Consider the following 13,635-nt stretch of genomic DNA (forward strand, 5'->3'; position numbering starts at 1 on the left):
GATGAGTACACCCACCCCGCCCTCGGGTCGGGCCGGCCCCGCCGACCGTCCCGGCCCGCTGCACTCGCTGACCGGGCTGCGATTCGTTGCCGCGCTGCTGGTCTTCCTGTGCCACGCGACCCTCGCCGGCTCGTACATACCGCCGTACACGCCGATCAACCCGTACGCCGACCCCGACCTGGCCGCCGCCCTGACCTGGGCATTCGGCACGTTCGGCTTCATCGGGGTGTCGTTCTTCTTCGTCCTGAGTGGGTTCGTGCTCACCTGGTCCCTCCGACCCGGTGAGCCGGCCAGGGCCTTCCTGCGCCGGCGGATCCTGAAGATCTTTCCGAACCACCTCGTCACCTGGGCGCTGGCCATGGTGCTGTTCGCCGCGGTGCTCACCCCGCCATCCCGATGGCTGCCGAACCTGTTGCTGGTGCACGCGTTCTTCCCGTCGCCGGAGTTCTTTCTCACCGTCAACGTGCCATCCTGGACGCTCAGCTGCGAGCTGCTGTTTTACCTGCTGTTCCCGCTGATCGTCCGTCCGGTCCGGCGGATACCCCAAAACCGGCTCTGGACGTGGGCCGGCGTGCTGGTCGTCGGCATGGCCCTGGTCCCGGTCGTGGGCTACCTCCTGCTGCCGGACCAGCCCTCGTACCAGGGAAGCCCGGCGTCGGTGGCGCAGTTCTGGTTCGGCTACTTCTTCCCGGTGCCGCGCCTGTTCGAGTTCGTGCTCGGCATGGTGCTGGCGCGAATCGTGCTCTCCGGGCGGTGGCTGCCGCTCGGCATCGCCCCGGCAGCCGGTCTGATGCTGCTCGGGTACGCGGCGGTGCAGGTCGTTCCGTTCCTGTTCAAGTTCACCGTGGCCACGATCCTGCCGATCGGGGCGCTCATCTGTGCCGCGGCGGCGGCTGACCACCGGGGTGCCCCGTCGGTGCTGCGGGGGCGGGTCATGCGCTGGCTGGGCGAGGTGTCCTTCGGGCTCTACATCTGCCAGGGGATCGTCCTGTTCTACGGTCGATGGCTACTCGGTCCGGAGCGGGTCTTCGACGTGCCCGAGGCCACCGCCGTGATCGCCGGGCTGTTCCTGGCCAACCTGCTGGCCGGATGGATGCTCTACGTGGGTGTCGAGCGGCCGATCATGCGGCGCTGGAGCCACCCGCGCCGCGGTACCGTCGTGGCACCGGCCCGAAAGGCGACCGCCGTGGGGTCCGCACCGGAGGCTGCCGGCGCGGTGGCGACCATGGCCGCGCCGACTGGCCCGTCCGCCGCCCCACCGGCGGAACTGCCCACCGTGTCAGTGGTGGAGCCGCGATGACGCCTGTCCACCACGCCAATGGGGGATCCGCGAGGACGGCCGGGACCGCGGCCCGCCGGACGCCGGTGACCCGATGGGAGCCCCGGCTCTGGGCGCTGCTGCTGGTCCTCTCCGGCAACATGGCGCTGGACTCCGTCGAGGTGTCGGTGGTGCTGGTCGCGTTACCGACCATCGGCGCCGACCTCGGCCTCTCGCCGTGGGGCGCGCAGTGGCTGATGAGCGGCTTCGCGGTCGGCTTCGGCGTGTTGCTGCTCGCCGGGGGCCGGATCACCGCCCGCTGGGGCACCCGCCGCCTCTACCTCGCGGCGATGGCCGGGTTCGCGCTCGCCTCGCTGGTCGGCGGCCTCTCCGATGACATCGCGGTGCTCGTCGCCACCCGGGTGGTCAAGGGCTGCTGTGCCGCACTGACCGCCCCGGCCGGGCTCGCCATCATCGTGAGCACGTTCCCCGGCGGGACGCCCCAGCGGCGGGCCGTCTCGGTCTACGCCTGGGTCGGCGCGGTGGGTTTCACCCTCGGGCTACTGCTCTCCGCCGGGCTGGTGGAGGTGGACTGGCACGGGGTCTTCCTGTTCCCTGCCCCGGTGGCGCTGCTGCTGCTCGTGTCCGGGCTGCGCCTGCTTCCCCCCGACCCACCCCGATCCGCCGCACCGCGGCTCCGCGGGCTCCCGCGTGGCGCGCTGGTCCGCTCCGCACTCGGCGCCGCCACGCTCAACGGCACGTACCAGAGCCTGCTGGTGCTCTTCACCTTCCAGGCCGGCGGGATCGGCTGGCGTCCCTGGCAGACCGTGCTCGCGCTGCTGCCAGCCTGTGTCCCGCTGGTGCTCACCGTTCCCTTCGCGGCCGCGATGGTGGCCCGGTTCGGCACGGCCCGGCTGATAGCCGTTGGTGCCTTCGCGGCGTTTCTCGGCCAGGCGTACTACCTGTGGCGTCCGGCGGCCGAGCCGTATCCGACCACTGCCCTGCCGGCGCTGTTGCTGGTCGAGGCGGGGTTCGTGTTCGCGTTCGCGGCGCTGAACATGCAGGCCACCGCCGAGATCCCGGTGCCTCGGCGGGGCGTCGCGGTGGCGCTGTACCAGACGGCCGTCCAGTTCGGTGCCGCGCTGCTGTTGCCGCTGGTGATCCTGGCGGCGGCAGCCGGCGGTCACCGTGCGGCGCTGGCGCTGACCACGTCGGCCGCCGCCGTCGGGCTGGTCACCGCGCTGATCGGGCTGACGCGCGGACCGGCCGCCGACCGAGCCGGGCAACGACCGCGGGCCGAGGCGGCGGAGGGCCAGCGGATTCCGACCCACCGAGCCGTCGAGGAGTGAGTCAGTTGCCGGACCACCCGATCAGACTCGCCGTCATCATCGCCAGCGTCCGTGCCGGGCGGCTCGGCCCCACCGTTGCCGACTGGCTGGTCGGCCGGGCCAGTGAGCGGCCGGACCTGGCCGTCGACCGGATCGACCTGCTCGACCATCCGCTGCCGCTGGCGTTGCCGTCCCCCGAACATCCGCCGTCCGCCGAGGCCGCCGAGGTACGCGCCCGGCTGGGCGCCCGGCTGGCCGCGGCCGACGCCTTCATCGTCGTGACACCGGAGTACAACCACAGCTTCCCCGCGCCGCTGAAGAACGTACTCGACTGGTTCCTCGACGAGTGGGCGGCCAAGCCGGTCGGTTTCGTCTCCTACGGCGGGCTCGCCGGGGGCCTGCGCGCGGTCGAGCACCTGCGTCAGGTCTTCGCCGAACTGCACGCCGTGACCGTCCGCGAGACGGTCAGCTTTCACAACGCCTGGACCCGCTTTGACGAGCGTGGGGTCCCGGCACCCGCCGGGGAGGCCGAGGCCGCTGCGAAGGCCCTGCTCGACCAGCTCTGTTGGTGGGCGGAGGCGTTGCGGACGGCGCGGGCGGTCCGGCCGTACCGCCGCTGAGGCACCGAGGTGTCGTACCGCCAGATTGGAGAACCACGGTGACAGGAGACCTGATGACCACGGCGACCGTGAAGACCATGCCAGACGTACGCCGCACCGACGCGACGGCCGTCTTCGTCAGCACCTGGTACGTCCCGGACCCGGAGAGCCGGTCGCGCCTGCTCGGCGGGCTGGGCCGGCAGTGGCGCGACCCGGCCGGCGGAGCGGGAATCGTCTCTGCCAGCTCCTTCGTCAGCGTCGCCGGAGACACGATCCTGGCGTACGTCCAGTGCGCCGACCCGGCGGGCTACCGTCGGGCGATGCGGTCCACCCCGGGCGCGGTGCAGGTCGGAGCGGTGGAGTACCGGTTGCGGCGCTGCGTGGTGTGCGCCGACGGGGCGCCCGGGTGTGTGGTCGTCGCGACCTTCGACGTCGACGGGCCGGACCGGCAGGCGCACATCGTCGACGCCATCGTCGACGCCATCGAACAGGCACCACCGGACGGCCAGCCTGGGCTGCTCGCCGCCAACTTCCACGTCAGTGTGGACGGGAGCCGGGTGCTCAACTACGCGGAGTGGACCACGGACGAGGCGCACGAAACGTTTCTCGCCGGTTCGACCCGGGCCACCGCTCTGCGGATCAGTACCACCACGCCGGGCGTACGCCCCATCGGCTTCACCCGCTACCACCTGCACGAGAGCTGTCAGCCGTAGCTTCGAGCCGGTACGGTCGTCCAACAACTTGAACTGGCAGGTACAGTATGACGGACCAATCGGTATGATGTGGCCCGGACGACGGCCCGATGAGCTCTGACGTGCCCACGTCGATGCCAGGCGCAACCCGGGTCGATGAAGGAGTCAGTTCGTGAAGACCATTGTGATTTCGGGCGGAACCGACGGGATCGGCGCCGGGCTCGCGCTGGCCTGCCTGCGTCGGGGCGACACTGTCGTCATCGTCGGCCGGGACCAGGCGAAGGGCGCGGCGCTCGTCGACGCCGCGAGGAAAGGGGGAGCCGTCGCCGAGGCGATGGTCGTCCGGGCGGATCTGAGCCTGGTCAGCGAGAACGAGCGGGTCGTCAAGGAGATCAAGGTTCGCTTTCCGACCGTGGACGCGCTGGTGCTCTGCGCCCGGTTCTTCCGCAGCAGGCACGCGGTGACCGCGGAGGGGTTCGAGCACAACCTGGCCCTGTTCTACCTGAGTCGGTTCCTGCTCGGGCACGGGCTCGCCGACGCGATGGAGCGGGCCCAGCAACCTGTCGTCGTCAACGTCGCCGGCCCCGGCCCGAACCCGACCGACATCCACTGGGACGACCTCGGGCTCGCCCGCAACTACGATGGCGTCACCGCCCTCATGCAGGGCGGCAGGCTGAACGATCTGCTCGGGGCGGCCTTCCCTGCCGTCCACCCGGAAAGCCGAATCCGGTACGTCCTGGTGAATCCCGGCAGCACCGCGACCAGTTTCGCCGGGGAGTACGACCCGCCGACCGCCGCCCACATCGAGTCGATGAAGCGGTTCGGGAAGCCGGTCGAGCAGAGCGTTGCTCCGATTCTCACGCTGCTGGACACGCCACCGGACGAGCCGCTGAGCGCCTTCGTGGAAGGGCGACGAATCAGCGTGGACGGTCCTGCGTTCGATCGCGACGACGCGCTTCGGCTGCACACCCTCACCGAGAAGATGCTGTCCCGTTGAATGGTCGTCCGAGGCGGCGAGATCTGGGGACGGGCTGACGTCCGGGCATCGCCGGCGGCAGGGGCCGGGCGGGGTGAGGACTTGACGAAGAATTGACGATAGCTTGAGGTCCGCCTGATTGAAACGGTCCGCGACACGCCTACTATGAAAGGCGCCGCGCGATCAATTGACAATTTATGTCAGTCAATTTGGAAGATTTTCGCCCGGCCCTTGGTCGATCCGCGGCCGCCACCATTCCCCGAGGAGGCGCTCAGCCCATGAACTCCCCCCAGGTGGACTCCCGGCAGGCCCCGCCCACCCCCCGCCCCGCCAGCGACTTCGTCGCGGAACGCCTCGATCTCGATCCGCGCTACGCCGCTCTGCGGGAGGAGCCTCTCTCCCGGGTCACCATGCCCTACGGCGGCGACGCCTGGCTCGCCACCCGCTACGAGGACGTGCGGACGGTGCTCGCCGACCCCCGGTTCAGCCGGGCTGCCGCGGTGGGTACCGCGGCGCCCCGGATCACCCCCGTGGACCAGCAGGGCGGCTCGCTGCTGGGGATGGATCCGCCGGAGCACACGCGGTTGCGTCGGCTCGTCGCGAAGGCGTTCACCAGCCGTCGGGTCAGTGACCTGCGCCCGCGGGTGCAGGCCCTGGTGGACGACCTGCTGGATCAGATGATCGCGGCGGGTCCGCCGGCCGACCTGACCGCCGCCCTGGCCTGGCCACTGCCGATCACCGTCATCTGCGAGATGCTCGGGGTGCCGGTCGACGACCGGGACACGTTCCGCACCTGGACCGACCAGTTGGTCGCACTCTCCGCCGACGATCCGCAGGTCATCCTCTCCGCCCGGGAGAGCCTCGACTCGTACCTGGCCGGGTTGATGGCGCAGCGCCGGGCACAGCCGACCGACGACCTGTTCGGTGCCCTCGTCGCCGCCCGCGACCAGGGCGACAAACTCAGCGAGGAGGAGCTGGTCGCCTTCGGGGTCACGCTGCTCGTCGCCGGCCACGAGACCACCGCCAACCAGATCGGAAACTTCGTCTACCTGCTGCTCAGTCAGCGGGAGCGGTGGGACCGCCTGGTCGCCGAGCCGGAGCTGGTGCCGAGCGCGGTCGAGGAACTGCTGCGGTTCACCCCGCTGGAGGCGACCGTCGGCTTCTTCGCCCGGATCGCGACCGAGGACATCGAGCTGGGCGGGCGGACGGTCCGTGCCGGCGAGGCGGTCATCGTCCAACTGGCCTCGGCCAACCGGGACGCCACCGTGTTCGCCCGTCCTGACGAGATCGACTTCACGCGTACCGAGAACCCGCACATGGCTTTCGGACACGGCGTGCACCACTGTGTCGGCGCTCCGCTCGCGCGGCTGGAACTCCAGGTCGCGCTCGGGACGCTGGTCCGGCGGCTGCCCGGGCTCCGGCTCGCGGTCCCTGCCGACGAGGTGGTCTTCCGGACCAACCGGGTCATGCGTGCGGTCGACGAGTTGCCGGTGCGGTGGTAGCCGGCGACGCGCCGCCCGGGTGGCACCGGCCACCCGGGCGGCGCGGGTGAGCGACGACGGAGGCGGAGGGAATGACCGAGACGGCAAAGGTCGCCCTGGTCACCGGTGGCAACCGGGGGATCGGCTACCACGTCGCCCGGCAGCTTGCCGAGGCGGGGGTGCACGTTCTGCTCGGGGCGCGGGATCTTGACCGCGGGCGGGCCGCCGTGGCGGCCCTGGCCGCCGACGGGCTCGACGTTCACCTGGTCCAACTGGACGTGACCGACGCGGCCTCGGTGGCGGCGGCGGCCAAGGCGATCGAAGCCGACCCGGGACGGCTGGACATTCTGGTCAACAACGCGGGGATCGCGGCCGGCTTCGCACCGCCGTCGCAGGCGAGCCTGGACGAGGTACGGGCCACCTACGAGACCAACGTGTTCGGCGTCATCGCCACCACCAACGCGATGCTGCCGCTGCTGCGGCGTTCCCCAGCGGCCCGCATCGTGAACGTCACCAGTGTCCTGGGAGCGATGCACCTGCTCACGGATCCGACGGCTCGCTGGGCCGATCTCACGCCGCTGGCCTACCGGTCGTCCAAGGCGGCGCTCAACGCCGTCACCGTGCTGTACGCGACCGAGCTGCGGGACACCCGGATCACCGTCAACGCGATCTGTCCTGGCCTGCGGGCCACGGGCTTCGGCGGTGGATCGCCGCCCCCCGGCGCCGGTGATCCCGCCGAGGGCGCCGCCGGCGTCGTCCGGCTGGCGCTGCACAACGACGACGGCGTCACCGGCCGGTTCTTCAACTACGACGGCACACCGTACCGCTGGTAGCCCCGGCGCGAGGCGCACCGCGTACGGGCGACCGGCCCCGTTTCGAGGAGGCGACCGACATGAACTCCGCACACCCCGAGCCCCCCGCAGATCCTGACCTCGGAGCGATCATGGCGATCGCCACCGGGCACTGGCAGACCAAGATCCTGGTGACCGCGGTGGAGGCGGACCTGTTCACCAACCTCTCCGGCTCCTCCGCGACCATCCCCGAGCTGAGCGAGCGCCTGGGCTACCGGATGCCCGGCGCCAAGGGTTTCTTCCTGGCCCTGGTCGGCCTGGGGCTGCTCGAGTCCCACGATGGGAGACTGCGCAACTCGGCCACGGCCGAGCAGTTCCTGGTCCGGGGCCGGCCCCAGTACATCGGCGGCTATCTGCAGTTCTGCGCGCGCGAGCTGAACCCGGCCTGGGACGGCCTCGCCGTGGCGCTCCGCACCGGCCAACCGCAGAACCGCGCCGCGATCGAGGGCAACCCGTACGACTCGCTGTACCGGGACGAGGCGGCCACCGAGGCGTTCCTGGACAGCATGGACATGTTCAACACGCCGATCGGGCTGCACGTCAGCAGCCTCGACTGGAGCCCGTACAGCAGCGTGGTCGACGTCGGCGGCGCGCGGGGCAACCTCGCACACACCCTGGTGACCAGGAATCCTCACCTGACCGCGATCGTGTTCGACCTGCCCCAGCTGGAGTCGGCCTTCACCCGGCACATGGCCGCCCTCGGCGGCACCGACGCGGTCTCGTTCGTGGGTGGCGACTTCTTCACCGACCCCCTTCCCGAGGCCGATGTGCTGATCTTCGGCCACATCCTGCACAACTGGAGTGAGGAACACCGGATCAAGCTGCTCCAGAACGCGTACCAGGCGGTCCGCCCCGGTGGCGCCGTCCTCGTCTACGACCCGATGGTCGACGGCGCGAACCCACCGTTCAACGCCGTGCTGGCGAGCCTGAGCATGCTGGTCTGGTCGGCGGGCGGGAGCGAGTACTCGGTGGAGGAGTGCCACGGCTGGTTGACCAAGGTGGGCTTCCGCCCGGAAACGGTCGCGCCGGCCGGCATGCCGGACGACGTCCTGGTCATCGGGCACAAGGACCGCTGACCACCGCACCCCGAGGAGAGTCGCGCATGTCCCACGTACCGCCGGTCATCGACCGGCCAGACGTCACCTCAGTGCTCGTCGCCGAGATCGTTGCCGGTGGCCCCGGGCGGCAACGGGCCGTGGCGGACGCGATCGTGGCCCACTGGCGGTCCTGTTCCTGGTCTGCCGGCCTCGTGTCGCTGACCTGCTTCGTCAGCACCGACGGCGAGTTGGTGCTGACCTACGCCCAGTGGTCCTCCGACCAGGCGCTGGCCGCCTCGCTACGAGACGAGGGCGGCATCTCCCGCGGCGTGCCGGGCTGGGGGATACCCGGCGTCGAGTCCCCCGAACCCCGGCAGTACAAGCTGTACCGGGTGGTGCGGGGCGGTGCGATCACCGACCCGGCTCCGGTGCCACAGTGCTTCCCGGCCGCCATCTTCAAGATGGAGAACGAGACGGCGGCCCGCAACTGGGTCGATGGCCTGCTGGCCTCGGAGGAGGCGGCGGAGGGCAAGGAGCGGGCCTACCCCGGCGCCATCGCCGCCAACTTCCACATCAGCGTCGACGGAACGAGCGTGTTCCTGCTCTCCGAGTGGGCCTCCGAGGAGGAGGCGGTGGCGCACATCGCCGAGGTCATCGAGCCGATTCTGGAACAGGTCGGCAGCGGGGACACCGGTGCCGGTGCCCGCTACCGGCACCACGTGACGCTCACCGCGCCGGAACAGCGGTGACCTCGGGCTGGGGGTGACCTCGGCCATCGCCGCGACTCGGGAGCCCGGCGACGCCGGTAACCGCCACCGCCCGGCGGCCGGGTGACGTCCGGTGCGTGCGTGTCGGGTTCGCCGCCGTCGCGCACCTGTCGCGCACGGGTCACGCACCTTTGCGCGACCGGGACGGACGTGGATGATCGAGCCTGTGACGGCCGGTGCGTTCGATCTCGGGGTCGCGTGCCTGGTCGGCCTGAGTTTCGTCCTGGCCGGCCTGGTCGGCTGGCGAGCCCGCCCTCGCAATCGGGTCGGGCCACTGCTGCTCGCCGTCGGCGTGCTGTGGGTGCTGGCGAAACTGCCGGCTGCGGTGGCGCTGCCGGACGGCGTCGCGGTGGTCCGCGCCGGCGCCTGGGCGGCGATGTTCGTCCACCTGGTGGTGGCGTTTCCGGCCGGGCGGCTCGGCACGGTGGCGTCGCGGCTGGTCGTCGCACTGGGATATCTCAGTCTCACCGTCGTCGGCACGCTCACCGCACTGTGGCCCGGCGCCGGGCCGGGCCGCGGCGGCGCCGGTGTGGTCGCGATCGTCGGGGTCGTCGTTCCCGGCGCCGCCGTGGTCGTGCACCTGACCGTCCGCTGGGTACGCAGCACCGGGCCCCGCCGCCGCCAGCTCAGTCCGCTGCTCGGGGTGGCGGTGATCGCGGCGGCGCTGGTCGTCGCGGTGAAGCCGGCCACCATCGCCGGGCGGGACGTCGCCGGGCTGAACGCCGTACTCCAGGTGGCGCTGACGACGATCCCGCTGGCCTACCTGGCCGGCCTGCTGCGTCGCCGGATCGACCGGGCCGGCGTCGCCGACCTGGTCGTCCGGCTGCACCGGGCGGACCGTCCGGTGCGCCCGGAGATCGTACTGGCCCGCACGCTGCACGACCCGACGTTGCGCATCGGCTACTGGGTGGCCGATTCCGGCCGGTACGTCGACACCGGCGGACATCCGGTCACGCCTCCCTCGCCGGATGAGCCGGATCGGGCGGTCACCCGCATCGACCGGGACGGCAAGCCGATCGCGATCGTGGTCCACGACCGGGCGCTGCTGGAGGAACCGGATCTGATCGAGGCGGCCTGCGCGGCCCTGGGCCTGGTGCTGGAGAACGAACGCCTGACCGCCGAGCTTCGGTCCCGGCTCCGGGAACTCGCCGAGTCCCGTCGGCACCTCGTCCGGGCCGCCGAGGCGGAACGCCGACGACTGGAGCGGGACCTGCACGACGGCGTACAGCAGCGGCTCCTCTCGATCCCGATGGCGCTGAGCCTGGCCGAGGCGGTGCTGCCGGACGATCCGGAGCGGGCCCGGTCGCTGCTCCGCGAGGCCCGGGAGGCCGGTTTGGCGGTCCTGGACGACGTGCGCGCCCTGACCCAGGGCCTGCACCCGCCGATGCTGACCGAACGCGGGCTGGCCGGCGCGATCCGGGAACTGGCTACGCTGTCGCCGGTGCCGCTGCGGATTCCGGACGACGTGCCGGCCGGACTGCCGGCCGAGGTGGAGACGACGGCGTACTACGTCGTCGCGGAGGCACTGGCGAACATCGCCAAGCATGCCGCGGCGGACGAGGCCGAGCTGCGCATCGGGCTGCGCGCCGGGCAGCTCACGCTGGAGGTCCGCGACGACGGCCGGGGCGGAGCCGATCCGGCGTCCGGGTCGGGACTGCGCGGGCTGGCCGAGCGGGTGGCGGTCGAGGGAGGAGTGTTCCAGGTGGAGAGTCCGCCCGGCAGGGGGACGCGGGTACGGGCAACACTGCCGTGCGGGTAGTTGTCGCCGAGGACAACACGCTGCTGCGCGAGGGGCTGGTTCGGCTCCTCGCGGAGGTCGGGTTCACTGTCGCGGCGAGTGTCGCGGACGCCGCCGCGCTGCTCGCCGAGGTCGCCCGGCACCGGCCGGAGGTGGCCATCGTCGACATCCGGCTGCCGCCGACCCGCACCGACGAGGGGCTGCGGGCGGCCCGGGAGATTCGGCGGCGACACCCGGAGACGGGCATCCTCGTCCTGTCCCAGTACGTCCGGGCCAGCTACGCGGTCGAGCTGCTCGACGGCGGCGCCCGGGGGGTCGGCTACCTGCTCAAGGACCGGGTGTCGGACCTGACCGAGTTCGCAACGGCGGTACGGCAGGTCGGCAACGGCGGGTCGGCGTTCGACCCGGTCGTGATCGACCAGCTCGTCGGGCGCCGGGACCGCCCGGACGACCCGCTGCGTGACCTGAGCGAACGGGAGCGGGCGGTGCTGGCCCTGATGGCCGAGGGCCGCACCAACCAGGCGATCGCCGCCAGGCTCGGCATCGCCGAGCGGACGGTGGAGAAGCACTGTACGGCCATCTTCGCCAAGCTCTCGCTGCCCTCCCGGCCCGACGACCACCGCCGGGTGCTCGCCGTACTCCGCTACCTCAACGGCTGAGCGGCTCGGGCCCGCCCCGGCCGGCCCGATCTCGCGCCCCGGCCGGCCCGATCTCGAGCCGCGGGTGGGCCGATCTCGCGCCGCGGGTGGGCCGCCGAGCGCGGGCGACGGTCGGGCGGTGGTGCGGGTAGCCGTACCGGCCCGGTGCGGCGACCCTGCGGGCGGCTGAGGGTTGGCACGGTTGGCGGCCGGCGAGGCCCGCCCCAGACTCGGTGCGGGGTCCCGACACCGGGTCGGGACGGCGAACTCGGGAGGAACGAGGGTGTCTGGGACTGTTCGTCGGTTGGACACCGTGCTGGTCGCGCGGCTCGCGGCGGCGGCGATCGTCGTCGTGATGGTGGTCTACTTCCTGACCTCGGGCGCGATCCGATCCGACAACCCGTTCCTGGTGCCCGATGCGCTCGTCCTGCTGTTCGCCCTCGTGACGCCGATGCTGCCGCGCCGGGCGGCGGTGCCGGGGATGATCTTTGCCTTCGCGTGGGCGGCGGCGGTCCTCACCGTCTCCCTGTGCACCCACATCGTCCGGGACGACGTGTTCCGGGTCGACCACCTCTTCATGATCGTGCCGAGCCTCGTCCTGGTGGTGCTGCTCGGCCGGGTGGCGGCACGCGGCGGAGAGTGGCTGGCCGCGAGGTGACGGTCTGGTGACACCCGGCCCGTGACCACCTGCCGGCCGGCGACGTCACGAGGGCTGCGGGAGGATCTCGCGCAGTGGCGGCGCGGCGGCCGGGGCGGCACCGTCGACGGCCAGCGCCCGGGCTGCGGCTCGTCCGCCGGGATACCGGCCATCATCGGGACGCGCCTGCCGGGCCGGACGGCTCAGCCCGTCTCGGCGACGTCCGCCACGACCAGCGTGACGTTGTCCGGGGCGCCGGCCTGGTGCGCCAGCTTGACCAGCTGGCGCGCGCACCCCTCCCGGTCCGGGTACGTCCCCAGCACCTGCCCGATCAGCTCGTCCTCCACCACGTCGGAGAGCCCGTCGCTGCACAGCAACAGCCGGTCGTCCGGGGTCACCCGCAGGACGGTCGTGGCCGGATCGATCGGCACGCCCTGCACCGCGCGGGTCACCAGCGACCGCTGCGGGTGCCGCCGCGCTTCCTCCGGGGTCAGCCCGCCGTGGTCGACGAGCTCCTGGACGAAGGTGTCGTCCCGGGTCACCTGCCGCAACACGCCGTCGCGCAGCAAATAGCCACGCGAGTCGCCGATGTGCGCGATGGTCAGGCTCGTGCCGTGCAGCAGCATCGCGGTGACCGTGCTCCCCATGCCCTGCGTCTGCGGGTCGGCCCTGGTCACCTCCGCGATCCGCTGGCTGGCGGTGCGGAGCGCCGCGACCAGGGCGTCCCGCGGCGCCTGCCCGGCCGTGAGCTGCTCCACCGGCGCCAGGGCGCTGATCACGATCTCGCTGGCGACCTCGCCGGCGGGCGCTCCGCCCATGCCGTCGGCGACCGCGATCAGCCGGGTGCCGGCGAAGGCCACGTCCTCGTTGTTGGCCCGGAGCAGACCAGGGTCGCTGAGGGGCCAGGCTGCGCAGGATGACGCTCATCCTCTGAGCTTGCCGCGTCAGCCACGCGGGTCTCTAGGCAGTACCACGTAGGGCGGACGCCATGATGCCGGTGTCGATGGTGGGGCGCGCCGGTGAGTTGGCCGAGTTTGCCCTCTCGCCGCGGCGCCCGATCTTCCGGCCCCGCTGGTGGTGGCGAGCCGGCCGCCGAAGATGGCGGTGTCCCGGCGGATCGTCGCGGCCCCCCTCGCCCGGCTGGCCGGGGCGCCCGGCGCCGTCCGGCAGCGCCTGGGCCCGCTGACCCCGGCGGACGTCGCGGAGGTGCTCGGCCAGGTCTACCCCGATCCGGCCGAGGTGTCGGACGACCTGGTGGCGGCCGTCTGGCGGCGGACCGGCGGCAACCCGTACCGGTTGATGGAGCTGCTGACGATCGAGGGCGGCGCCGGACCGACGGCGCTGGCCCGCGCGGACCGGCCGGAGGTACCGGGGTGGGTCGGCCGAGCTGACCGGCCGGGATAGCGAGATCCGTTCATCCGGGTCGCCGGTGTTTCCGCCTCACTTGACGTGTGCGCCATCATTGGTAGATAGGCCCGGAGTGCGAAGGGGATGGTGGCCATGAAACGTGGCGCCACTGTGGATAGGTCGAGCAGTCCGGCGTTGACCAGCATTTTCTTGTGATTCACGACGGGGTCGCGGGTCGGGAGTGCCGGGACGCGTCGGGATCGACGGATCATCCGGCGCGGTACGG

13 protein-coding genes and 1 pseudogene are annotated in these 13,635 nt (G+C 72.0%); 13 read left to right on the forward strand and 1 reads right to left on the reverse strand.

Annotated elements, in window-relative coordinates; translation table 11 throughout:
- The first annotated feature begins 1 nt into the window (after position 1).
- From EF879_RS02840 to EF879_RS02895, 12 genes are all read left to right on the forward strand, one after another.
- Positions 2-1,300, forward strand: coding sequence for an acyltransferase (locus EF879_RS02840; RefSeq protein ID WP_123555301.1), 1,299 nt, complete (start codon positions 2-4; stop codon positions 1,298-1,300).
- Positions 1,301-1,365: 65 nt separating this feature from the next.
- On the forward strand, positions 1,366-2,607 hold the full coding sequence (locus EF879_RS02845; RefSeq protein WP_199736104.1) for an MFS transporter: 1,242 nt from the start codon (positions 1,366-1,368) through the stop codon (positions 2,605-2,607).
- Between the two features lie 5 nt (positions 2,608-2,612).
- Positions 2,613-3,206 (forward strand): NADPH-dependent FMN reductase, encoded by a 594-nt coding sequence (locus EF879_RS02850; RefSeq protein WP_123555303.1) that lies wholly within the window; start codon positions 2,613-2,615, stop codon positions 3,204-3,206.
- Positions 3,207-3,259: 53 nt separating this feature from the next.
- Positions 3,260-3,898, forward strand: coding sequence for an antibiotic biosynthesis monooxygenase (locus tag EF879_RS02855; protein WP_123554316.1), 639 nt, complete (start codon positions 3,260-3,262; stop codon positions 3,896-3,898).
- Positions 3,899-4,049: 151 nt separating this feature from the next.
- Entirely contained in the window at positions 4,050-4,874 is an 825-nt protein-coding gene (locus EF879_RS02860) for an SDR family NAD(P)-dependent oxidoreductase (RefSeq protein WP_123554318.1), read from the forward strand.
- Between the two features lie 257 nt (positions 4,875-5,131).
- Positions 5,132-6,355, forward strand: coding sequence for a cytochrome P450 (locus EF879_RS02865; RefSeq protein ID WP_123554320.1), 1,224 nt, complete (start codon positions 5,132-5,134; stop codon positions 6,353-6,355).
- Positions 6,356-6,426: 71 nt separating this feature from the next.
- Positions 6,427-7,167 carry an SDR family NAD(P)-dependent oxidoreductase gene (locus EF879_RS02870; RefSeq protein WP_123554322.1) on the forward strand — a complete coding sequence of 247 codons (741 nt, stop codon included), beginning with the start codon at positions 6,427-6,429 and terminating at the stop codon, positions 7,165-7,167.
- A 59-nt stretch (positions 7,168-7,226) separates the two neighbouring features.
- The gene (locus EF879_RS02875) at positions 7,227-8,261 is read left to right on the forward strand and encodes a methyltransferase (protein ID WP_123554324.1); all 1,035 of its coding nucleotides are present in this window, start codon (positions 7,227-7,229) and stop codon (positions 8,259-8,261) included.
- A 26-nt stretch (positions 8,262-8,287) separates the two neighbouring features.
- Positions 8,288-8,971, forward strand: a complete 684-nt coding sequence (locus EF879_RS02880) for a hypothetical protein (RefSeq protein WP_123554326.1) — start codon at positions 8,288-8,290, stop codon at positions 8,969-8,971.
- A 172-nt stretch (positions 8,972-9,143) separates the two neighbouring features.
- Positions 9,144-10,748, forward strand: coding sequence for a sensor histidine kinase (locus tag EF879_RS02885; RefSeq protein ID WP_123554328.1), 1,605 nt, complete (start codon positions 9,144-9,146; stop codon positions 10,746-10,748).
- Positions 10,739-11,386, forward strand: a complete 648-nt coding sequence (locus EF879_RS02890) for a response regulator transcription factor (protein ID WP_123554331.1) — start codon at positions 10,739-10,741, stop codon at positions 11,384-11,386. The genes EF879_RS02885 and EF879_RS02890 overlap by 10 nt, the downstream gene beginning before the upstream one ends.
- Positions 11,387-11,648: 262 nt before the next feature.
- Complete coding sequence (locus EF879_RS02895; RefSeq protein ID WP_148086342.1) at positions 11,649-12,023, forward strand: hypothetical protein; 375 nt, start codon at positions 11,649-11,651, stop codon at positions 12,021-12,023.
- A 182-nt stretch (positions 12,024-12,205) separates the two neighbouring features.
- Here the strand turns inward: EF879_RS02895 and EF879_RS02900 are convergent.
- Positions 12,206-12,929, reverse strand: a pseudogene (locus EF879_RS02900) (PP2C family serine/threonine-protein phosphatase).
- A 147-nt stretch (positions 12,930-13,076) separates the two neighbouring features.
- On the opposite strand from EF879_RS02900, the gene EF879_RS02905 reads away from it, so the two are divergent.
- Entirely contained in the window at positions 13,077-13,406 is a 330-nt protein-coding gene (locus EF879_RS02905; protein ID WP_123554334.1) for a hypothetical protein, read from the forward strand.
- Positions 13,407-13,635 lie beyond the last annotated feature (229 nt).

The sequence above is a fragment of the Micromonospora sp. HM5-17 genome (genome assembly GCF_003762835.1).
Lineage (GTDB): Bacteria > Actinomycetota > Actinomycetes > Mycobacteriales > Micromonosporaceae > Plantactinospora.

What these genes read in the sequence shown, in the direction of transcription:
- EF879_RS02840 (WP_123555301.1), top strand. Translation starts at nt 2, where the DNA reads ATGAGTACACCCACCCCGCCCTCGGGTCGGGCCGGCCCCGCCGACCGT.
- EF879_RS02875 (WP_123554324.1), top strand. Translation starts at nt 7,227, where the DNA reads ATGAACTCCGCACACCCCGAGCCCCCCGCAGATCCTGACCTCGGAGCG.
- EF879_RS02885 (WP_123554328.1), top strand. Translation starts at nt 9,144, where the DNA reads ATGATCGAGCCTGTGACGGCCGGTGCGTTCGATCTCGGGGTCGCGTGC.
- EF879_RS02880 (WP_123554326.1), top strand. Translation starts at nt 8,288, where the DNA reads ATGTCCCACGTACCGCCGGTCATCGACCGGCCAGACGTCACCTCAGTG.
- EF879_RS02865 (WP_123554320.1), top strand. Translation starts at nt 5,132, where the DNA reads ATGAACTCCCCCCAGGTGGACTCCCGGCAGGCCCCGCCCACCCCCCGC.
- EF879_RS02855 (WP_123554316.1), top strand. Translation starts at nt 3,260, where the DNA reads ATGACCACGGCGACCGTGAAGACCATGCCAGACGTACGCCGCACCGAC.
- EF879_RS02870 (WP_123554322.1), top strand. Translation starts at nt 6,427, where the DNA reads ATGACCGAGACGGCAAAGGTCGCCCTGGTCACCGGTGGCAACCGGGGG.